General features: G+C 63.3%; 13 protein-coding genes and 1 tRNA gene. 5 read left to right on the forward strand and 9 right to left on the reverse strand.

The window, feature by feature from the left end:
* The first annotated feature begins 11 nt into the window (after window positions 1-11).
* Complete coding sequence (locus DESPIGER_RS00005) at window positions 12-1,523, forward strand: DnaA ATPase domain-containing protein (RefSeq protein ID WP_072331446.1); 1,512 nt, start codon at window positions 12-14, stop codon at window positions 1,521-1,523.
* A 184-nt stretch (window positions 1,524-1,707) separates the two neighbouring features.
* On the opposite strand, the gene DESPIGER_RS00010 is transcribed toward DESPIGER_RS00005, so the two are convergent.
* Both DESPIGER_RS00010 and DESPIGER_RS00015 read right to left on the reverse strand, forming a co-directional pair.
* Window positions 1,708-3,771, reverse strand: a complete 2,064-nt coding sequence (locus tag DESPIGER_RS00010; protein WP_072331449.1) for an elongation factor G — start codon at window positions 3,769-3,771, stop codon at window positions 1,708-1,710.
* A gap of 375 nt (window positions 3,772-4,146) precedes the next feature.
* Window positions 4,147-4,569, reverse strand: a complete 423-nt coding sequence (locus DESPIGER_RS00015; protein ID WP_072331452.1) for an acyl-CoA thioesterase — start codon at window positions 4,567-4,569, stop codon at window positions 4,147-4,149.
* On the opposite strand from DESPIGER_RS00015, the gene DESPIGER_RS00020 reads away from it, so the two are divergent.
* The gene (locus DESPIGER_RS00020) at window positions 4,564-5,715 is read left to right on the forward strand and encodes an MltA domain-containing protein (RefSeq protein WP_083575215.1); all 1,152 of its coding nucleotides are present in this window, start codon (window positions 4,564-4,566) and stop codon (window positions 5,713-5,715) included. The genes DESPIGER_RS00015 and DESPIGER_RS00020 overlap by 6 nt on opposite strands.
* Window positions 5,716-6,225: 510 nt before the next feature.
* Here the strand turns inward: DESPIGER_RS00020 and DESPIGER_RS00025 are convergent.
* The 3 genes from DESPIGER_RS00025 to DESPIGER_RS00035 all read right to left on the reverse strand — a co-directional run bounded on the left by DESPIGER_RS00025 (window position 6,226) and on the right by DESPIGER_RS00035 (window position 10,466).
* Entirely contained in the window at window positions 6,226-7,623 is a 1,398-nt protein-coding gene (locus DESPIGER_RS00025; protein ID WP_072331454.1) for an aminopeptidase, read from the reverse strand.
* A gap of 162 nt (window positions 7,624-7,785) precedes the next feature.
* On the reverse strand, window positions 7,786-9,186 hold the full coding sequence (selA, locus tag DESPIGER_RS00030) for an L-seryl-tRNA(Sec) selenium transferase (protein ID WP_072331457.1): 1,401 nt from the start codon (window positions 9,184-9,186) through the stop codon (window positions 7,786-7,788).
* Window positions 9,183-10,466 (reverse strand): bifunctional folylpolyglutamate synthase/dihydrofolate synthase, encoded by a 1,284-nt coding sequence (locus DESPIGER_RS00035; protein WP_072331460.1) that lies wholly within the window; start codon window positions 10,464-10,466, stop codon window positions 9,183-9,185. The genes selA and DESPIGER_RS00035 overlap by 4 nt, the downstream gene beginning before the upstream one ends.
* A 233-nt stretch (window positions 10,467-10,699) precedes the next feature.
* Here DESPIGER_RS00035 and DESPIGER_RS00040 point away from each other — a divergent pair, with 233 nt between their 5' ends.
* Window positions 10,700-10,978 carry a hypothetical protein gene (locus DESPIGER_RS00040; RefSeq protein WP_072331463.1) on the forward strand — a complete coding sequence of 93 codons (279 nt, stop codon included), beginning with the start codon at window positions 10,700-10,702 and terminating at the stop codon, window positions 10,976-10,978.
* A gap of 36 nt (window positions 10,979-11,014) precedes the next feature.
* On the opposite strand, the gene DESPIGER_RS12570 is transcribed toward DESPIGER_RS00040, so the two are convergent.
* A complete protein-coding gene (locus tag DESPIGER_RS12570; protein ID WP_156831585.1) occupies window positions 11,015-11,935 on the reverse strand; it encodes an HNH endonuclease in 921 nt (306 codons plus the stop codon).
* Window positions 11,936-12,008: 73 nt separating this feature from the next.
* On the opposite strand from DESPIGER_RS12570, the gene DESPIGER_RS12575 reads away from it, so the two are divergent.
* Window positions 12,009-12,775 (forward strand): IS5 family transposase gene (locus DESPIGER_RS12575; protein ID WP_156831586.1). Its coding sequence is split into 2 segments (ribosomal slippage): window positions 12,009-12,369 and window positions 12,369-12,775, totalling 768 coding nucleotides; the frame shifts between segments, so codons are not numbered across the junction.
* A gap of 342 nt (window positions 12,776-13,117) precedes the next feature.
* On the opposite strand, the gene DESPIGER_RS00065 is transcribed toward DESPIGER_RS12575, so the two are convergent.
* Window positions 13,118-13,194: transfer RNA gene (locus tag DESPIGER_RS00065), tRNA-Arg, on the reverse strand.
* 247 nt (window positions 13,195-13,441) lie between these two features.
* Here DESPIGER_RS00065 and DESPIGER_RS00070 point away from each other — a divergent pair.
* Complete coding sequence (locus tag DESPIGER_RS00070; RefSeq protein ID WP_072337405.1) at window positions 13,442-14,785, forward strand: deoxyguanosinetriphosphate triphosphohydrolase; 1,344 nt, start codon at window positions 13,442-13,444, stop codon at window positions 14,783-14,785.
* A 156-nt stretch (window positions 14,786-14,941) separates the two neighbouring features.
* Here the strand turns inward: DESPIGER_RS00070 and DESPIGER_RS00075 are convergent, their stop codons facing one another.
* Window positions 14,942-16,648, reverse strand: a complete 1,707-nt coding sequence (locus DESPIGER_RS00075) for a CHAD domain-containing protein (protein WP_072331477.1) — start codon at window positions 16,646-16,648, stop codon at window positions 14,942-14,944.
* 362 nt (window positions 16,649-17,010) lie between these two features.
* Window positions 17,011-20,268 (reverse strand): DEAD/DEAH box helicase, encoded by a 3,258-nt coding sequence (locus tag DESPIGER_RS00080; protein ID WP_072331480.1) that lies wholly within the window; start codon window positions 20,266-20,268, stop codon window positions 17,011-17,013.
* Between the last annotated feature and the right edge of the window lie 21 nt (window positions 20,269-20,289).

Raw genomic sequence — 20,289 nt, forward strand, 5'->3', positions numbered from 1 at the left:
ATGGGCGGGCAATGACAGGCATGCAAGAGCAGTGGCAGAAGATTTCTGAAAACTTGAGGGGCATCCTCAATCCCGGCATCTTCAAGGTGTGGATACATCCTCTGGATGCCCATATCGAGGGGAACAGCCTGTGCCTTGCCGCACCCAGTGAATATGTGGCCCGCTGGCTGCGCGACCGCATGCAGGAGACCCTGCGTTCCGCTGCCGCCCCTGTGCTGCAGGTGGCGCCGGAGTGTATCGATATCCGCATCTCCTGTCAGGGTGCCCCTTCCGCCCCTGCCGCTCCCTTCGCGCCCGCCGCCGTCGCGCCGCCGCTGGTCGCCCCCGGGGCAGCCTCCGCGCACGGGATGTCCGCGGCGCCCGCCCGCCCGGCCCGGCCCCTTCAGCCCAGCCAGTGTTCCCTGCCCCTGCCTGCCCCCACGCTGCGCCCCCGCGCCCGCCAGCGCTGGCGCTTCAGTTTCGACGATCTCGTGGTCGGGCCCTGCAATGCCATGGCCGTGGCCGCGGCCAAGGATATCTGCCATGACGGCGGCTGCGTGGAGACCCTGTTCGTCAGCTCCGCTTCCGGCCTGGGCAAGACCCATATCATGCAGTCCGTGGGCCGCGCCGTGCAGGAGCAGGGCAACCAGGCCCGCCTGGCCTATCTTTCCGCCGAGGATCTGGCCTCGCGGTATGTGTCGGCCCTGCGCAGCAACGATGTGGAGGGCTTCCGCGCCCGTCTGCGCGACCTGGACGTGCTCCTTCTGGAAGACGTGCATTTCCTGCAGGGCAAGGAAAAGATGCAGGACATGGTCCTGACCGTCATCAAGAGCCTGCAGGATCGCGGCGGCCGCGCCATCTTTACCAGCAGCTTTTCCCCGCGCGAGCTGGAAAGGCTGGACAGCCGGCTGGTCTCCCATTTCTGTTCCGGCATCGTGTCGCCCCTGGAGCGGCCCGATGCGGAGATGTGCCGCCATATCCTGGAGCGCAAGGCCAAGAGCTTCCAGGTGCTGCTGCCTGACGAGGTCTGCGATCTGTTGGCCGGACGCCTGCAGGGCGATGTGCGGCAGCTGGAGTCCTGTCTCAAGAGCCTGGTGTTCAAGGCGCGCATGCTCAATTGCGGCCTCAACCCCGAACTGGCCCTGGAAGTGCTGCAACAGTACGCCACCGTGGACTGCGGGCCGGACTTCGCCTCCATCGTGCGCCTGGTCTGCGAAAGCTACGGCCTCAACGAACGCCAGCTGGCATCCCGCTCGCACAAGCAGCAGTATGTGCTGGCCCGCAACACCATCTATTATCTGGCCCGCAAGCACACGGACATGTCCCTCAAGGAGATCGGCGAGCGCTTCAACCGCCGCCACTCCACGGTCATCAAGGGCATCACCTCGCTGGAACGCGAGATAGCCAATGAATCCCGTGTCGGTCGCCAGATCTCCCGCGCGGTGGAGCTCATCGAACGCAATGCGGGCATCCGTCCCGAGATGAGCCTTGCGGGCAGGGTCCACACGGCCCCGCATGCCGCTCCCGGCCTGCTTTCCCTGTAAAAGCCGCTCCCATTTTTGGGGCAAGGGGAGGATATCCGCGGATAGCCTCCCTTTTTTGCTGCCCGCGGAGGACCATGCCCTTCGTGGGCCGTCTTCTTCCCGCCTGGCCGGGAACGGCAGGCAGACGAAAAGGGCCACCCGCACGAAGCGTGTGGCCCTGGATCGGCAGAGGGGGGCGTGGGGCCTATTCGCCGGCCACGGCCTTCTGGTGTTCGGCGATGACCTTGTCGGCCACGGGCTGGGGAGCCTCTTCGTAGTGGGCGAATTCCATGGTGAAGAAGCCCTGGCCGGCCGTCATGGAGCGCAGGTCGGGCGCGTAGCGCAGCACTTCGCTCATGGGCACATGGGCCTTGATCTCGGTGACGCCGGCGGCGGAGTCGGAACCCAGCACCTTGCCGCGGCGCGAGGAAAGGTCGCCGATGACGTCGCCCATGCATTCATCGGGCACGGACACGGTCAGCAGCACGATGGGTTCCAGCAGCACGGGTTTGAGGCTTTCCATGGCTTTCTTGAAGGCCAGGGAACCGGCCACCTTGAAGGCCATTTCCGAGGAGTCCACGGTATGGTAGCTGCCGTCGTAGACCTTGACGCGGAAGTCCACCACCTGGCAACCGGCCAGGAAACCGCGGGCGGCCGCTTCCTGGATGCCCTTGTCGATGGCGGGGATGTACTGGCGGGGGATCACGCCGCCCACGATGGCGTCTTCGAAGACATAGCCGGAACCGCGGGGCAGACCTTCCATCTCGATCCAGCAGTCGCCGAACTGGCCGCGGCCGCCGGACTGCTTCTTGTGACGGCCCTGCACCTGCACCTTGCCGCGCACGGTCTCACGATAGGGCACCTTGGGCGTCTTGAGGTTGATGTCCACCTTGAAACGGCGTTTGGCCTTTTCCACCGAAAGCTCGATGTGCAGCTGTCCCATGCCGGAAAGCAGGATGTCGCCGTTTTCCTCATCGCGGGCCAGGCGCAGGGTGATGTCTTCGTCCAGCAGGCGCTGGATGGCGGAGTAGACCTTGTCTTCATCGCCCTTTTCCTTGGGGGCCAGCGCGTAGGTGATGAGCTGCGGCGGCAGCTTGGGCATGGGCAGGGCAAAGGGCTGCTTTTCGTCACACAGGCTGTCGCCGGTGCGGGTGTTCTTCAGCTTGGCCACGGCCACGATGGCACCGGGGCCCACAGGTTCCTTGCAGGGGGTCTGGGTCTTGCCGGTCAGGAAAAGCAGGCTGCCCAGGCGCTCGTTCTCGCCGCTGCGCATGTTCTTGAGGGTGACATCACCACTGATGGTGCCGGAGAGGATGCGCACCAGGGAAAGCTGGCCGGAGAAGGGGTCGGCCAGGGTCTTGAAGACGAAGCCGGCCACGGGACCTTCGGGATCGGGAGCGCGTTCCTGGCCCTGGGCGTCCACGAAGGCGGGGCGTTCGGTCGCGGCGGGCAGCAGGGCCTGGATGGCTTCCAGCACGGCCACGCCGCCCTTGTTCTCCAGGGAGGAGCAGACCAGCACGGGGCAGAGCTCACCGGTCACGGTGCCTTTGCGCAGACCGGTCTGGAGGTCTTCCAGGGACAGGCTGCCTTCTTCCAGGTATTTTTCCATGAGCTCCTCATCGCTTTCGGCGATGTTTTCCACGGTCAGGTCATGGAGCAGGCTCACGTCGTCGGCCACATCGGCGGGCACCTCGCATTCGCTGACGGCGCCGTTGTCGCCAAAGGCGTAGGCTTTGCCGGTCAGCACGTCCACATAGCCGGTAAAGGCCTCGCCTTCACGGACGGGCACCTGCAGGGCCACAGCCTTGACACCCAGGGTGGCCAGGCCGTCGAAGGCCATCTGGAAATCGGCGCGGTCGCGGTCCATCTTGTTGATGACGAAGATGGCGGGCAGGTTCTCGGCACGGACGAGGTTCCAGAATTTCTTGGTCAGCGGGCGCACGCCGTCCACGGCATCCAGTACGAAGACCACGCTGTCCACGCCCTTGAGCAGGCATTCCATGTCACCGGTAAAGTTGCCGTCACCCGGGATATCCAGCATGAAATGGCGGTTCTTGTTCCAGAGGCAGGTAGCCACCGCGGGCTGGATGGAGCCGCGGCGACGTACTTCTTCCGGTTCGTAGTCGAGGCAGCTGGTACCGTCTTCAATGGCACCCATGCGGGTCAGAGCGCCGCTATTGAAGAGGAGCATCTCGGCCAGCGACGTTTTGCCGCAGCCGCCGGTGCCTACAAGTGCGTAAGTACGTTGGGTATCCACGGGGTTGGACATGCTAAAACTCCCTTAGTAAGCGATATGGCGGGCCCGGGGCCGCCGGATTTACGAGGGCAACGTGCGACCTTTCACACGGTAGTAATAAAACCATAGCCCGACATGGCCAAAAAGGGAAGTGCCCGAGCTGTTTTGCTCAACTTGACATCTGCGCCCGGAAAGCCAAAATAGATGGCTGCCTGTGCAAGGAAGGGGACGGGGGCCACCCCGGGAGCCCGAAAATCCGTGCCCGGCGCACGCCCTTTCTGTCCCCGCCGCAAGATAGGGCCGGTGCAAGGCGGAAAATAACAAAAAATATTGTGAAAAATTTTTCCGAAGCCATAAAAAAAGCCGGGGTATCCCCGGCTTTTTTCGCAGGTGGCGGTCCGGCCGTCCCTAGTTCAGGTTGCCCAGAAGCTCGCGCAGCCAGTCCGGCACGGCCACCGGCCGTCCCTGGTGGTTCACCAGGGCGTGCTGGGTGCTGCCCGTGGCCAGCAGGCGCGTCTTGTCCTCGTTCCACATCTCGTATACAAAGCGCATGGACGCGCGGCCCCATTGGCTGATGGCCGTGTGCACCTGCACCAGATCGTCATAGCGGGCCGGGGAACGGTAACGGCACTGGGCCTCGCGGACGGGCAGGATGATGTCCTTTTCCTCCACATCACGGTAGCTCATGCCGCAGGCGCGGATGAATTCGCTGCGCGCCCTCTCGAAGATGTGGAGATACTCCGCGTAATACAGAACGCCCATGGTATCTGTTTCACCGTAGGAGATCCGGTGGGTGAACCAGATGGCCGGGGAAGGAAAATCGTCATGCATCAGAAAACTCCTTTGCGTGTGGGGAAGGGGCTCCCGCGTCTGGCGCTGTGCGCCGTGCTGCTGGCCGCCCTGGCGCTGTCCGGCTGCGGGTCGCGGCAGACGCACGAGGAATACCTGATCCCCAAAGGGCCCGCCGTGGGCTTTGAGTCGCCCGAATTCTTCACGGAGCATCTTGCGCCCCGGAACCAGGACTTGCAGTCATGGCGCGAGATGGCGCCTACGGTGCGGAAATCCCTGCGCTATGTCAAGAGCAAGCCCGCCGGGGCCGTGGCCATCGACCGCCCCGGCCTGCGCCTGACCTGGGGCGACATGGAACGCACCCTGCTGCGCCTGCAGGCGCTGCTGCCCCGTCTGGATGCCGAACCGCAGCTCTTCCTCCAGAATTTCCAGTGGGTGGAAGTCCCCTCCGGCATCGCCTATTCCGGCTACTATGAGCCCCGCGTCAGGGCCAGCCGTACCCGCAAGCCCGGCTATGAGCAGGCCATCTACGCCCTGCCGCCGGACATGAAGCAGTACAAGCGCCGCCACAAGGGCCGCTACTACACCCGCCGCCAGATCGAAGAGCAGCAGCTGCTGGCCGGGCGCGGGCTGGAACTGGCCTGGGCCGCGGACCCCGTGGACGTGTTCTTCCTGGAGATCCAGGGCTCCGGCCGCCTGGTCTTCGATGACGGTACCGAGGCCTTCATCAACTACGCGGGCCAGAACGGCCACAAATACAAGAGCTCGGGCCGCATCATGCGCGAGAAGGGCCTGCTCAAGCGCGGCGACATCTTCGAGCAGCGCCAGTGGTTCAAGGACAATCCCCAGCGCGTGCGCGAGATCCTCAACGAGAACCCCAGCTACGTCTTTTTCCGCTACGGCAGCCGCGGCCCCACCGGCGCCATGGGCCATGTGGTGGACGAATGGCTCTCCCTGGCCGTGGACCGCAGCTATATCCCGCTGGGCGCCGTGGTGGCCTTTGGCGTCAACGTGCCGGACGAGAGATACGGCAGCCTGCCCCTGCGCGGCATCGGTTTTGCCCAGGACGTGGGCGGCGCCATCAAGCAGCGGCGCATCGACCTGTTCTGCGGTGGTTCCGAGCGCGCCAATTACGTGGCCAGCCATCTGGATGCCCCCGGTCCCGCCTGGGTGCTGGTGGCACGGTAGGGAGCGGGGAAAGGCTGGTTCGAGCCCCCTCCCCCAAAACCGCTCATATGGTCTTTCTGGAAGGTCTCCGTCGCTGACCGGCGGGTAAAACGAAAAGCGGACATCCCTTGGGATGTCCGCTTTTGTAGTTTGGGGCTTTGGTCAGCGGGTGTCCGGTGGCGGGAAACAGGAAATACCGGACGGATGGTCGTGATACGCCACCAGGCAGGCGTGAGAGAGGCAAGAGGGGACGTGCTTCCGGATAGGGTGAGGTGTGCGGCGGGCGTCTTGCGCTCCGTCGGGCATAGCAGATAGTCCCGTGGGACAGGCAACAGGCATGGCGGCATGATGTCCTGTCTTTTCGCCGGTCAGGGAACAAAATTCCTCCCTGCCAGACAGCGACGGAGACCTTCCATGCCGGCCGGAGGAACGTTTTTTCAGGGGTGGGGGAGAGTTTGAGAGGGGGCGGGGACAGTTTTTACAAAAAACGTCCCCGCCCCCTCTCAATGGAGCCGCTCCAACAGCGGCGGACTAACCTTCGAGGAAGGCTTTATAGGCTTCTGCCGTGGCAAGGATGTCCACGCAGCTGGCCAGCTCGAAGGGGCTGTGCATGGCGAGGAGGGCCGGGCCGCAGTCGATGACCTGCATGCCGTAGGCGGCCAGGAAAAGGGCCACGGTGCCGCCGCCGCCCACGTCCACCTTGCCCAGTTCGGCGGGCTGCCAGGGGATGTTGCGGGCGTTGAACAGGCCGCGCACATAGCCGTAGAACTCGGCATCGGCGTCGCTGGCACCGTATTTGCCGCCGGAGCCGGAGTACTTGGAGCAGACGGGGCCGTGGCCCAGCTGGGCGGCGTTCTGCTTTTCGTGCACTTCGGGGAAGTCGGGGTCGAAGGCGGCGTCCACGTCGGCGGACAGGGCGCGGGTATTGAGCAGCACCTGCGAGACCGGGATGCCCGGGGCCCAGGCGCGGGCCAGGTCTTCGAAGCAGTACTGCAGGAAGCGGGAGGCCGCCCCGGTGGCACCGTCGGAACCGATCTCCTCCTTGTCCCAGAACATGACGGCCATGTTGGGGCAGAGGCGGTTGGTGTTCCTGGCGCCGAGCAGGGCCTCCAGGGCGGTGAAGACGCAGATGCGGTCGTCCTGGCCGTAGCCGCCCACCAGGCCCTTGTCGAAGCCCACATAGGTGGCGGGGCCCGCGGGTACCACCTGGAGCTCGGCGGTGACGAGGTCCTCCTCGCGGATGCCGTACTTGGCGTTGAGCAGCTCCAGCACATGCTGCTTGATGGGCTCCTTGATGTCCTTGTTCTTGGCGGCGGCGGGGGCCGGGCTGTGGCCCAGGATGATGTTCAGCTTTTCGCCGTCAAAGACTTCGGCCAGGGTCTGGCCGCTTTGCTTGCGGGCCAGGTGGGGCAGCAGGTCGGCGATGGTGAAGACGGGCTCGCCGGCTTTTTCACCGATGGCCACGCTGATGCTCTTGCCGTTCTCCAGCACCACCACGCCGTGCAGGGCCAGGGGACGGGCCAGCCACTGGTATTTGCGGATGCCGCCGTAATAGTGGGTCTTGGCCTGGGCCACGCCGGGCTGTTCGATGAGCGGGCGCTGCTTGAAGTCCAGGCGGGGGCTGTCGGCATGGGCGGCGATGAGGTGCACGCCCTTCTGCAGCGGGATCTTGCCCTTGCGGGCGGCGAAGATGGCCTTGCCGCGCAGGTTGCGGAACACGGAGTTCTTTTTGAAGTCCTCGCTGAAACCGGCTTCCTGCAGGCGTTTCTGCACATAGGCCACGGTCTCGCGTTCGGTCTTGCAATGGCTGAGGAAATCCATGTACCGCTTGACCAGGGCGTCCATCTGGCGCTTCTGGGTGGCGGTGGTGTACACGTCCCAGGCATTGCGGGGACTGTAGGTGAGGGAAGGCGTTTCTGCTTTTTTCATATCCAGTATCCTTTAGGCGGCGGTGGCTGCCTTTTCATGGCGCCGCTGCCCGGCCGGCCGGAAGGACGGCAGCCACGGCAGGGCGTGATGCTCCGGCCGGTGCATGGCCGGGAGGCATGGCCCGCAGGGCGCTGTGGAGCGGGGTGCGGGCCGAAATCTGGTCTAGCCGGCCAGCAGCTGCCTGAGCAGGGCCGTCAGGCGCGGCAGGTCTTCGGGCAGGAGCGTGCGCGGGTCAAGGCAGAAGCTCTTTTCTTCCAGACGGCCCAGCACCGGCGGCGTGGTCTCCAGCAGGGCCTGCTTGAGGGCCGTGGCGCTCATGGCGGCGGGCTCCAGGCAGACCAGGGTGGTGGGCAGGTCGCGTTCCGGGAAGGCGCCGCCGCCCACGCGGGAGACATCGGGGCGCAGGCTGACACGGCAGGCGGGGCCCAGGGCGCGGCGCAGGCGGGCGGCCAGCGAGCGGGCAGCGCGGGCCAGCTCCCCGGGATCCCGGCAGATGTCGCGCAGGGTCGGTATCTCGCGGCGGGCGCGTTCGGGCTCGCAATAGAGGCGCAGCGTGGCTTCCAGCGCGGCCATGGTCAGTTTGTCGCAGCGCAGGGCGCGGGTGAGGGGATTCTTTTTCAGGGCCTCGATGCGCTCCCGGCTGCCCACGATGAGGCCGCACTGCGGCCCCCCCAGCACCTTGTCGCCGGAAAAGGTCACCACGTCGGCGCCCCCGGCCACCACTTCGGGCACCGTGGGCTCGTTGGGCAGGCCCACGGCGGAAAAATCCATGAAGGAACCGCTGCCCAGATCCTCGATGACCGGCAGGCCGTGTTCCCGGGCCAGGGCCGCCAGCTCGGGCAGGGGCACGGCGGAATGGAAGCCCACGATGCGGTAGTTGGAGGTGTGCACGCGCATGAGGGCGCGGGTAGTCTCATTGATGGCGGCGGCGTAGTCGCGCAGGTGGCAGCGGTTGGTGGCGCCCACCTCGCGCAGGCGGGCACCGCTTTTTTCCATCACTTCCGGGATGCGGAAGCTGCCGCCGATCTCCACCAGCTCCCCGCGCGAGACGATGACCTCGCCGCCCTTGCAGAAGGTGTCCAGCACCAGCAGGACGGCGGCGGCGTTGTTGTTGACCACCATGCCGGCCTCGGCGCCGGTCAGGCGCTGGAGCAGCCCGTCGATGATGACGTAACGGCTGCCGCGGCCGCCGCTGTGCAGGTCGAGCTCCAGGTTGCAGTAGCCGGAGATGACCCGGCGCACGGCCTCCTGGGCGCTCCGGGCCAGTACGGAACGGCCCATGTTGGTATGGATGACCACACCGGTGCCGTTGATGACGTTGCGCAGGCGCGGCGCCGTCGTGCGGCGGACGAAGGCCAGCAGTTCGGGCAGGCAGGCCTCCAGGGCCAGTTCGGCGGCATCCTGCACGCGTCCGGCGCGGATGTCGTCGCGGCGGCTGTTCCAGAAATCGGTGACGGCCTCGCGCAGCAGGGGTCGGGGCAGGTCGTGCAGGGTCTTGTCCGCCGCCAGCAGGGCATCCAGGCTGGCGTCCATGGACGGCAGGGCACGGAAAAGATGGTTCATGCGTCCTCCCGGGCGCCCCGGGCGGGGGCGGGCTGTTCCAGCAGGTGGGGATAGAGGCTGTAGAATTCCGCCAGCATGTACAGGGAACCGCTGATGATGACCGGGGCCCTGTCGTCGCCGGGCAGGTCACGCACGGCATCCAGGGCGTCGCGCACATCGGGCAGCAGGGTGGCGTGGGCCGGGGCAGCGGCGTTGGCGGCGGCCACCACCCGGGCGGCGTCGGCGGCGCGTTCGTTGTGCAGGGCCGGGATGAAGAGCGGTGCGTCGCCCAGGGCACGCTTGAGCAACATCAGGGCCGGGTGCCAGTCCTTGTCGCCCAGGCAGGAATAGATGGCCGCGCGCGGGCGCAGACCGGACTGGCGTACATGGGACAGCAGGGCGGCCATGCCGTGGGCGTTGTGGGCGCCGTCCAGCAGCAGGGGCGGATGCTGGTCCGTGGCGGGCACGGACTGCAAACGGCCGGGCATGAAGGCCCGGGCCAGTCCCCGTGCCACGGCATCAGGGCGCGGCGTCACCTGCAGGCGCGGGGCCAGGGCCTGCCAGGCGTGCAGGGCCACGGCGGCGTTGATGCGCTGGTGCGGCCCGGCCAGCCCCAGCGGCATGTTGCCCGGCAGGGGATCGACGATATGCAGGGGCGCGGCCAGCTGTTCGGCCTGGCAGCGCAGCACCTCTTCGGCGGCCGGGAACTGGGGCGCGCTGACCACCGGCACGCGGGGGCGGATGGCACCGCATTTGTCCAGGGCGATGTCGCGCAGGGTGGGGCCCAGGATGGCGGCATGATCCATGGCCACGGGCGCGACGCAGGTCAGGTCGCTGGCCAGGGCCGTGGTGGCGTCGTGGGCGCCGCCCAGCCCGGCTTCCATGACGGCCAGCTGCACGCCCTGGCGGGCAAAGGCCAGAACGGCCAGCACGGTGAGGAACTCAAAATAGGTCAGGTCCGGTCGCGCCGCGTGGACCTCCGTGGCCAGCTCCGGCCACAGGGCCTCCGGCAGGGGAGCGCCGTCGATGCGGATGCGCTCGCAGGGGGAAAGGAAATGCGGCGAGGTATAGAGCCCGGTGCGGCAGCCGTGGGCGCGGGACAGGCTGTCCAGGAAGGCGGACGTGGAGCCCTTGCCGTTGGTGCCCACGATCTGGGCCACCACGAAGGGCGGGCGGGAAAGGCCCAGGCGGGCGAGCGCCGTCTCCATGCGCGTCAGGCTCAGGTCCATGTGGAAGAAACCAAGGCCGTCCAGGTGTTCCCAGATCTGGCCGATGGTGGTGAAATGCTTTGCAGTCTCCATGCCGTGACCATGCCACAATTCCCTGCCCTTGTCAGCGCTCGTGCCGAGGGGAAAAAACGTTCCATCGCAGGACGGCCGTGCGGGAAAAATATTTTATGCCTGTGGCTGTTGCTGCCTGCTGACTGCAACAGCGGCCTGCGGGACCGGGCGGCATAGTGTTGCCCGTTTCAGGGGGGCCTGCTTGCGGCAGCCCCCTTCCCCTGCTAGGCTGCACTCTGAAAAGGAGGCCATGCATGATCCGTCTTGAAAAGGCCGGCCGGGAAGATCTGGCCGCGCTTGTACAGTTGCAGGAAATGGTGCGGGCGCGCCTGCTGCCGGAAATACGGGAACAGCCCTTGCCCCTGCTGGAGTTGCCGCCTGTCAGCAGTGTGGAAGATTTGCCCGCCTTCGCGGATGCTGTGCTGGATGCCGTGCGGGAAGGCATCATAGCTCCGGCAACGGCGGGCCAGCTCTTTGTAGGAAACACAAAAAACGGCTCATCGGAGTTCTGCTGGTGGCTGTTGGCGCTATAGCTAGATGAAACTGGGTTTTGAGAAAACAACGATTTATTATTGAGGGATGTTAGCACCTTTTGCTCTGTTGCATCTCCAGCAGAGTGTTTGTAAATTATTTAATTCTGTCAATCCTCCTTTGGAAACAGGGATTATATGGTCAATCTCAAGTAGTAGATTCGGCTCAAATTTAGTTGAATTCCCACATAATTTGCATGTATAGTTGTCTCGTTCAAGAATGTAATGCCGCAATCGACTAGTCATTAAAGCTCGCTGTCCAGCAATGCTTTTCTTAAATTTGACAATATTTGAGAGATAAACAATGAATTCATTCAATGTATTAGTATCTAAAACTATTTTACAACTCATACCAGCATTTCCGCCAGATGAAATATATTTAAATATATATGATGGATAGTATATGTCATGAAAATCGGTATGCTCAAAACCAAGTTCTTTATTGAGTTTCCCTTTGCTAAATTTACGGATAAGAAAGGGGATATCTTTCTCAATACTCCTATAAATGCTATTTTTCTTAGCTATAAGATACTGTTTCCCTTCATTAACAGCCTCAAAGTTATTCAGCATTGTCTCTGCTTTTTCTAAGCTATCAGCAGAAGGAATTATTTTGAAGTATTTACAAATATACTTAAAAGGTTCTTTGCTTGCACTACTACAAACTGAGCGCGAACAGTAATAAATATTGGGGGCATATCGCATACTCTTCAGTTCTTTACGGCTATACTTCCATTTACTGTTATCTTCAAGATTTGCTGTTCCGTGTTTAAGTTGATTTAAACCAAATTGGTTTATCTTTAATTCATCTATATATTTATTAAGATTATTCCAGTCTTGTATATATTCGGAAACACTATTTTTTATTTGTGTAAATCTTTTTCCTAGAAAATATATTGATGAATATATATAGTAGATAAAAAATAACAATGTTATTAGTGCAACTGCTAAAATAACAAGCAAAAAAATGTTGCTAGGTAGTGTCTACACGAGATTTATATTATGAGGAGTGCATCAATTCTGCAAGGATGTGCTTATGACGAATCCTCAACGCCGCCATGACATTTCGGATGCTGCGTGGGCCTTATTGGAACCTCATCTACCTGGGCAAAGCGGGCAATGGGGAGGTGTAGCAAAGGATAATCGCCTCTTTATCAATGCCGTCTTCTGGATATTGCGTACTGGTGCGCCGTGGCGAGACCTGCCACCGGAATATGGCAAATGGGGAACCGTTCATCAACGCTTTATTCGTTGGCGAGACAAACGAGTATGGGAAAAACTCCTTGAAATATTGATTGATGAGCCAGATTTTGAATGGTTGATGATCGATGCCAGCCATTGCAAAGTCCACCCCCATGCGGCAGGGGCTAGAGGCGGTAATCAGGGTATGGGCCGCACAAAAGGGGGCTCAACAGTAAAATACACCTGGCCGTGGATGCGCATGGTATGCCGGTCAGAGTTGCTGTTACAGCTGGTACCACAGCGGATTGCACACAAGCCGTAGCCTTGATTGACGGTATTACCGCTCAATGTTTGTTGGCGGATCGCGGATATGACAGCAATGAGCTCATAGATAAAGCAACTGAGACTGGTTGCGAAATTGTTATTCCCCCCAAAAGGAATCGTAAGACGCAACGTTGGTATGATAAGAGCCTCTATCGAGTGAGGCACTTGGTGGAGAATGCTTTTCTCCATCTCAAACGGTGGCGCGGTATCGCTACAAGATATGCGAAGATGCTCACTTCATTTGAGGCTGCTGCACAAATACGCTGTATAGCGATATGGCTTAAGGTATTAACTTAAACTCGTGTAGACACTATCTAAAAATTTCAGAATTATCTGCAATAAATTTAAGTATAAGAGCGATAGGGGATATGAATATACAAATAGTAATTAAATCACTAACAAATCCTGTCACAATAAATTTTTTTCTAGCCAAGATACCCCCCAAAAAAATGAACTTCATAATTACTATCTATGATTAAAATAAACGCTGTTTTCTTTCAAGGGGGGCAGCAGTTAGAGTGGTCCAGCATTGAAGAAAAAGTTTTTTCTTTAAAACCGACCTTTTCAGGTCTGTGCGGGGAATGGCGCGGGGAAAAGAAAAGGGACTTGCAGTCGTATTTCCGCAAGTCCCTGAAATATTGGCGCGCCCGGGAGGATTCGAACCCCCGGCCAAGAGCTTAGAAGGCTCCTGCTCTATCCACCTGAGCTACGAGCGCGTGCTGTCCTTATAGGTGGCAAGCGGCTGGCCGTCAAGAGGGGCGCCCCGGCTCCGGGATGTACGGAAGAAAGGGCCGGATCCCGTGCCTGTCCGGCATCATCACCGGCCGCATGCCCTGTTCCTGGCCCGGCGGGGGAGGCGAGCAGGACCACCATGCCCCGGCCGCCCTTGTGTTCTGCATACAGGCATGGCAGATTCTGTACGTACTGGCACGGTGCCAGCATTTCAGGCAAGCGGGAGGTCCCATGAATTTTCAGGAACAGTGGCGCAAACTGCTGCTTCCCCTGCGCTACGGGGGCAGCGGTGTGGATTTCAAAAAGCTGGACCCGGCCCGCAGCCCTTTTTTGAAGGACAGGGACCGCATCATCTATTCCAGTTCGTTCCGGCGTCTGGCCCGCAAGACGCAGGTGCATCCGCTGGTGCGTAACGACCACATCCACACGCGCCTCAGCCACTCGCTGGAAGTCAGCAGCGTGGGGCGTTCGCTGGGCGCCATGGCGGGCTATTTCTTGCGCCGCCGGGGCGAGCTGCCGGACTACGCCGCGCCGGAATTCCCCGGCCAGATCCTGGAGGCCGCCTGCCTGGCCCACGATATCGGCAATCCGCCTTTCGGCCATGCGGGCGAGTTCGCCATCCGCGACTGGTTCGGGGACCCGGCCAACCATACCTATGTGAATGCGCTGGAGGAGACGCAGCAGAGCGATTTCCGCTGCTTCGACGGCAACGCCCAGGGCTTCCGGGTGGTCAACGTGGTGGAGAACAACCGCGACCAGGGCGGGTTCCGGCTCACCTATCCCACGCTGGCCAGCATGGTCAAATATCCGTGGGATTCCTGGCAGTCCCGTGCGCGGGGCGGCAAGTGCAAGTTCAATTACTACCAGGCCGAGGCGGCCATCTTCGAGGACGTGTTCCGCGCCCTGGGCCTGAAGACGCGCCGGGGCGACTTTGCCCGGCATCCGCTCTCCCTGCTGGCCGAAGCGGCCGACGATACCTGCTACCGCATCGTGGACATGGAAGACGCCCGCGAGCTGGACATCATCACCCTGGCGGACATCCTGAAGGTGGTGGAGCCCCTGGCCCCCAGCCTGGAGCTCGATCCGCAGCGGCTGGACCATATGGGCTCCGACCGGGAGCGGGCCGGCTATGTGCGGGCCCGCGTCATCGGCCATGTGACCGCGAGCCTGTTCGAGACCTTCGCCGCCCAGTACGAGCGCATCATGCGCCGGGAATTCGAGGGCCCGCTCATGGACATGGCGCCGGAAGATGTCCGGGCCTATATGGCCAGGGCCAGGGATATCTTCAACGGGCGCATCCTCAAGAACAGCCACAAGACGGCACTGGAGATAGGCTCCTACAGCGTCTACAAGCGCCTGCTGGATACCTTCATCCCGGCCTGCCATCGCCGCATCTGCGATCCCGGACGGCTCACCTACAAGGAGCAGCAGGCCCTGCAGCTCATGGGCGGCCATGCGCCGCGCCGGGAGGATGACCTCTACGTCTCGTATCTGCGGGTGCTGGATTTCATCACCGGCATGACCGACCAGTACGCCAGCTTCGTGTCCACCCAGTTCCTGGGCACGTCCCGCTAGCGGCGGCATCCTTCACAGGGGCAGGGGGCCCCGGAAGCCGGAGGGCAGGGAGCAGGTATCCCGCCCTGCCGGTGATCTGTTGCCGCGCCCTGCGCAGGGCGCTTTTTTATTGGGACTGCCGATCCTTGTGCCGTACGCTCCCGGGGGAGCATGCGTCTAGTCGCCGGGGCGGAGCAGGGGCAGCGTATCCCCCGCGGACGGGGAGAGCCTGCGGGCCAGGCGGCAGAGCTCGTCCCGACCGCTTTCCGTCCAGTCCGTCAGAAAGCTCATGGCATGACGGTGCATCTCCTCCTCGCACCAGTGGGCGTACTCCTCCAGACCGTCGGCATCGGCCGCATGCCGCCGGGCTTGCGGCAAGCGCTGCAGGTGGCGCAGGGCCGTGGCCGCGGCCACGGCATTGTCGTGCATCTGCCCGAGGCTCTCCTGGCAGCGGCGGCACAGGCGGATCAGGCGCTCGCCGTTCCTGCCGCCCTGGCTGCCGAAAAAGGCCATCAGATAGCGCAGCTGCTTGAAAGCGATGCGCATGTTGTGCAGCAGGTCCTCGGGGATCAGGTGCCCGTGCGTCCAGCGGTCATGGGCAAGGAGGTTGCGCACCGCCTGATCCACGCCGGCGGCCATGATGTCCGCCAGCAGCATGGGCCGGGCACGGCCGCGGCGGTCCAGCGCGGGACGGCAGGTCCGGGCCGCGTCAGTGTCGTCCAGCTTGTGCAGCAGCTCCCGGTAGGCGTCCGAGGCATAATGGGCCGCGGCACGGGCAAGGGCCGTGGCGCGTTCCCGTTGCAGGGAGGCATGCAGGCCGCGCAGCCCGGCGGGCAGGTCCTCCGGCCGGAAAAGGGGCGCAGCGCCTTCCGGGGCCTGCCCGCTTGCCGCGGCGGTTCCGGCAGCATCGGCGGGGACGGGACGCAGGGCATAGTCCCTGATGTGGCCCAGAAGCACGTCCGTGTCCCGTACGCCGCCCAGCAGCTTGCGGGCCGCGCGCAGATCAGGATCCACGGCGGCCAGCCAGTCCTTGCGCAGATAGGGCCTCAGGCTGCCGAAGACGGAAAGCAGGCTGCGCAGGATGACGCGGGCGTCGTGGATGGGCTCCTCGTCCAGGGCACTGTCGCTGCGGGCCAGCGCATGCAGGGCCCGTGCCTGTCTTTGCAGATAGGCACTGAAATGGCTGCTGAACAGTTGTCCGGCAGGCGGGGCCTGGGCCGGGACGGGCGCGCCGGCATCGGCATCGAAGGTCCAGAACCATTCCAGGGAGGACTTGCCGAACAGGCGTTCCCAGAGCGGGGCATGGATGACCAGCTGTTTGCGCAGGCGCAGGGGCGTGCGGACCCGGATGAGGAAGAGGACAGGGGGCTCGCCGGGCAGGCGTATCTCCAGCGGATCGAAGCGCAGGGCGAAGCGGGCCACCTGCACGATGGCCGCCAGCACCACGGCGGTGCGCCGCCGGGGATCGTCAGGGGCGCAGCCCATGCCGGTGAGCAGGGGCTCCACCTTGTCCGTGCGCCCCTTGCCCACGGTGAGCAGGGTCAGGGTCATGGCCAGCAGCCGGTTGGCATCGGCATCGAGGCGTTTGAGGGGATGGGTGAGCACGATCTCGCCCGCGTCGGGCGTCCCGTCGCCCAGCTCCACCAGCGTATGGACCAGGACGGCCAGAGGGGCCAGCCCCTTGTCCAGACCGTGCCGGGGGGCCAGCCCGGCGAAGACGGACAGGACAAGATCCGCTTCCCGCCGGCGGGCGGCCAGGTCGATGCCGAACAGACGGCAAAGGCGGCGGAGCCCGCAGGGGCGCAGGGAGGGGGACTCATTGCGCAGGCAGCGTGTGCCGCGCCAGAGCAGGGTGCGGGGCGTGAAGGGGGCAGCTTCGTCCATGCGGCGTCTCCTTGGCAGGCGTCTGCCGGAAAAAGAGTCGTCCCCGGGCCGGGAAAGGCAGGGATGACGAGCCCGGAGGCTAGGAGAAGCATAGCCTCCCCGGAACGGGCGTGCAAGGGGGGGCGCCCGTCGCGGAGCCGCCCCGCCTGGGGCGACAGGCGGCGCCTGCTGCGGCAGGGGGATCTGCCGGGCCCTCCCCGGGACAGGGAAGGGCAGCCCCCCGCCTGGCCGCTGGCGGGAGTGCCGCGTGCCTTCGGAGCCATGCGGAAGGGCTTTTCCCCCTGAAAACGGGAAACGGCGCGAAAGCCGGGGCAGGGCCCTGCTTCCGCGCCGCGTTGCGGTCGTATGGCGGCCCGGACTGTCTAGACTTCGAAGAGCATCTCCAGATCCTCGCGGGTCAGGGACTTCCAGGTGTCCTGACCGGGGATGATGGCCTCGGCCACGCCACGCTTGGCTTCCTGCAGCTTGAGGATCTTCTCTTCCACCGTGTTCTGGCAGATGAGCTTGTAGGAGAACACCTGCCGCGTCTGGCCGATGCGGTGGGTGCGGTCCGTGGCCTGGCTTTCCACGGCGGGGTTCCACCACGGGTCGTAGTGGATGACGTAGTCCGCGCTGGTCAGGTTCAGGCCCGTGCCGCCCGCCTTGAGCGAGATGAGGAAGATGGGGATGTCCGGGCTGTTGTTGAAGCGGTCCACCTGCTCGAAGCGGTCCTTGCTGGCGCCGTCCAGATAGCAGAAGGGAATCTGCGAGAACTCCAGCCACTGGCGGATGATCTGGAGCATCTGCACGAACTGCGAAAAGACCAGCACCTTGTGGCCGCCTTCCACGATCTCCATGACCATGTCCTTGAAGGCGTCGAACTTGCCGGAGGGCAGGTTGTTGGAGAAGCCGGGCAGGTCGATCTTGAGCAGGCGCGGATGGCAGCAGATCTGGCGCAGCTTGAGCAGGGCGTCCAGGATGGACATCTGGCTCTTGGCCAGGCCCTTTTCGTCCACGTCGGCCAGCACCTGGGCGCGCAGCTTGCGGGCCAGGGCGGCGTAGAGCTCGGCCTGGGCCTCTTCCAGCGCGCAGCAGGTGACGCTCTCCACCTTGGGCGGCAGGTCCTTGGCCACTTCGGCCTTGGTACGGCGCAGGATGAAGGGCCGCACGCGGGTGCGCAGGTAATCCAGGGTCTCGGCGTCGCCGTCCTTGATGGGCTTGACGATGCCGCGCTGGAAGGCATGCTGCGAACCGAGGAAGCCGGGCATGAGGAACTCGAACAGGCTCCAGAGCTCGAAAAGGTTGTTCTCGATGGGCGTACCGGAAAGGCACAGGCGCATGCGGGCATTGATGCGGCGCACGGCGCGGGCCGTGATGGTGTTGGGGTTCTTGATGTTCTGGGCTTCGTCCAGGATGACGGTGTTGAACTCGTACTTCTCCATCTCCTCCAGGTCACGCCGCAGCAGGGCGTAGGTGGTGATGATGAGGTCCGATTCCGCGATGTGCTTGAACATGCCCTCGCGGCGCGTGCCGTAGATGGTCAGGCGGCGCAGGCCGGGCACGAACTTTTCCGCTTCGCGCTCCCAGTTGGGCAGCACCGAGGTGGGCACCACGATGAGGTTGGGGCCCTCGAAGCGGCTCTCCACCATATGCTGGATGAAGGCCAGGGTCTGCACGGTCTTGCCCAGGCCCATCTCGTCGGCCAGGATGCCGCCGAAGCCGTATTCCGAGAGGAAGTTGAGATAGGACAGGCCCTGCAGCTGGTAGCTGCGCAGGCTGGCCTGCAGCGCCTTGGGCGGCGGTACGGGCCGCACCTCGCGGAAGGAGCGGATCTTTTCGCGCAGGTTGTTCCAGAAGGAGTCCGTGCGCGCGCCGGGCAGGTCCTCCAGCAGGCTGTCCAGCACCGGGGCCTCGAACTGCTTGAACTTGGTCTGCGGCGGCTTGCTGGGGTCCAGGCCCAGGGCCGTGAGCTTGTGGGCGATCTTTTCCAGCCAGGATTCGGGCAGGCTGGTGTAGGAGCCGTCCTTGAGCTGCACATAGCGCTTGCCGCGGGTCCAGGCCTTCCAGATCTTGTCCAGGGGCAGGGACTGGCCCTCGTAATCCACGCTGATCTCCAGCGAGAACCACTTTTCCTTCTCGTTGCTCACCACCTCGGCGGAGATGGTGGACTTGGCCGTGCGCATCTTGTAGCGCGAAAGGGCGCGCTCGCCGTAGACGCGGTAGTTCTCCACCAGCGTGGGGTAGGAGTCCAGCAGGAAGGCGATGGCCTCTTCCGGCTCCAGGAACCAGAGCTTGCTGGAACGGGCCTGGAAATCCATGCCCGCCAGCTCGTTCATGAGCTGGGCCTCTTCTTCCTGGTGGCGGCGCACCAGATAGGTCTGGCCTTCGTAGGTGTAGCTGCCGGTCTGGAAATCGGGGTTGGGGCCGTTGAGCGTGAACTCGCCGTGGCGGGTCTGGTAGATGTTGTCGATCTCCAGGGTCAGCAGGCTGCCTTCCTCGTCCAGGAAGAGCTTGGGATTGTAGGTGGCCGGCTGGAACACGGGCTCCATCATGCGCAAAAACTGCTGCGGCTCGTAAAGCTCGGACGAGGGCAGGCGCGTCCAGACGCGGTCCAGGAATTCGGAGATCTCTTCCTGCGGCACCACCGGGCGTTCATAGATGAGGTTGTGCACCAGCGAGGGGTACAGGCCCGTCTGCACGGGATAGAAGTTGTGCTGGTAGCAGACCCAGAGCGGCATCTGCCCGTGGAAGGTGATGGGCGCGTCCTCGGGGGCCTCGGCACCGTGCAGGTGGTCGCTGGGCGCCCCGTTGGCCCGGATGGGCAGGGGCGGGCGGCCCTCACGCTTGAGCAGCACGTCGAAGCTGAAGCCGTTGTCGTCGAAATTGGGCTTGAGCTTGAGGGCAAAGGGCGTGCTTTCGATGCGGCAGGGGCGGTCGGTATCCTTCCAGAGCAGGTAATATTCCTTGCGCACGGCCCAGAAGAACCACGAGGTCAGGCCGTCGGGGATCTCCACGCGGTGGCCGTAATAGTCCAGGTGCTGGCCTATCTGGCGGGCCACATGCGGCAGCTGGGGCGAGAACTCGCACCAGTCGGGATTGTTGATGATCTGCTGGAGCGTGATCTCGTTATGCACGCTGGACAGGCCGGACTTGTTCTGGCGGCCCCGGAAAAAGGAGACCAGCAGACGGCCCTGCTCCGGCTGGAAGCGGAATATGAGATAGTGCTTGCCGGGCTCGGGCTCCATGTCCGTGGAGAAGAAGGAGCGGAAGCTCTGCTTCCAGTCCTTGGCAGGGGGCGTGACCTCTTCGGCGTCGCCCTGTTCCTTGCGCAGTTCCTCCAGCAGACGCAGGGCCAGAGCCGCCACATGGCGGCATGTGCTGGTGAAGGACTCCGAACAGTTGCACTGGTGGCGGGTGCTGCGATCCGTGATGGAGAAAGTCAGGCTGGGCGTATAGACCTGGAGGTCTTCGCCCTGGATGACGCCTTGCGCCTCCCAGGTCTCGCCCTCCTGGATATTTATTTTTTGCACCCCGCCTTCGGACAGGATATAGTAAGCCGTGTCACGGATATACTCCGGAACGGCGTCGTGCAGGAAGGTCTGGCACATCTCCCTGACGACGTTCTGCTCAGATCTGCTCATGCTTGCTCTCCGCGGCCCGGT

The organism is Desulfovibrio piger (assembly GCF_900116045.1).
Lineage (GTDB): Bacteria > Desulfobacterota > Desulfovibrionia > Desulfovibrionales > Desulfovibrionaceae > Desulfovibrio > Desulfovibrio piger_A.

Bases quoted from the DNA above. Each gene is read 5' to 3' on its own strand.
- DESPIGER_RS00025 (WP_072331454.1), bottom strand. From the start codon at position 7,623: ATGAAAAAAGCAGAAACGCCTTCCCTCACCTACAGTCCCCGCAATGCC.
- DESPIGER_RS00005 (WP_072331446.1), top strand. From the start codon at position 12: ATGACAGGCATGCAAGAGCAGTGGCAGAAGATTTCTGAAAACTTGAGG.
- DESPIGER_RS00075 (WP_072331477.1), bottom strand. From the start codon at position 16,648: ATGGACGAAGCTGCCCCCTTCACGCCCCGCACCCTGCTCTGGCGCGGC.
- DESPIGER_RS00010 (WP_072331449.1), bottom strand. From the start codon at position 3,771: ATGTCCAACCCCGTGGATACCCAACGTACTTACGCACTTGTAGGCACC.
- DESPIGER_RS00035 (WP_072331460.1), bottom strand. From the start codon at position 10,466: ATGGAGACTGCAAAGCATTTCACCACCATCGGCCAGATCTGGGAACAC.
- DESPIGER_RS00080 (WP_072331480.1), bottom strand. From the start codon at position 20,268: ATGAGCAGATCTGAGCAGAACGTCGTCAGGGAGATGTGCCAGACCTTC.
- DESPIGER_RS00020 (WP_083575215.1), top strand. From the start codon at position 4,564: ATGCATCAGAAAACTCCTTTGCGTGTGGGGAAGGGGCTCCCGCGTCTG.
- DESPIGER_RS00070 (WP_072337405.1), top strand. From the start codon at position 13,442: ATGAATTTTCAGGAACAGTGGCGCAAACTGCTGCTTCCCCTGCGCTAC.
- selA (WP_072331457.1), bottom strand. From the start codon at position 9,186: ATGAACCATCTTTTCCGTGCCCTGCCGTCCATGGACGCCAGCCTGGAT.
- DESPIGER_RS00040 (WP_072331463.1), top strand. From the start codon at position 10,700: ATGATCCGTCTTGAAAAGGCCGGCCGGGAAGATCTGGCCGCGCTTGTA.
- DESPIGER_RS00015 (WP_072331452.1), bottom strand. From the start codon at position 4,569: ATGCATGACGATTTTCCTTCCCCGGCCATCTGGTTCACCCACCGGATC.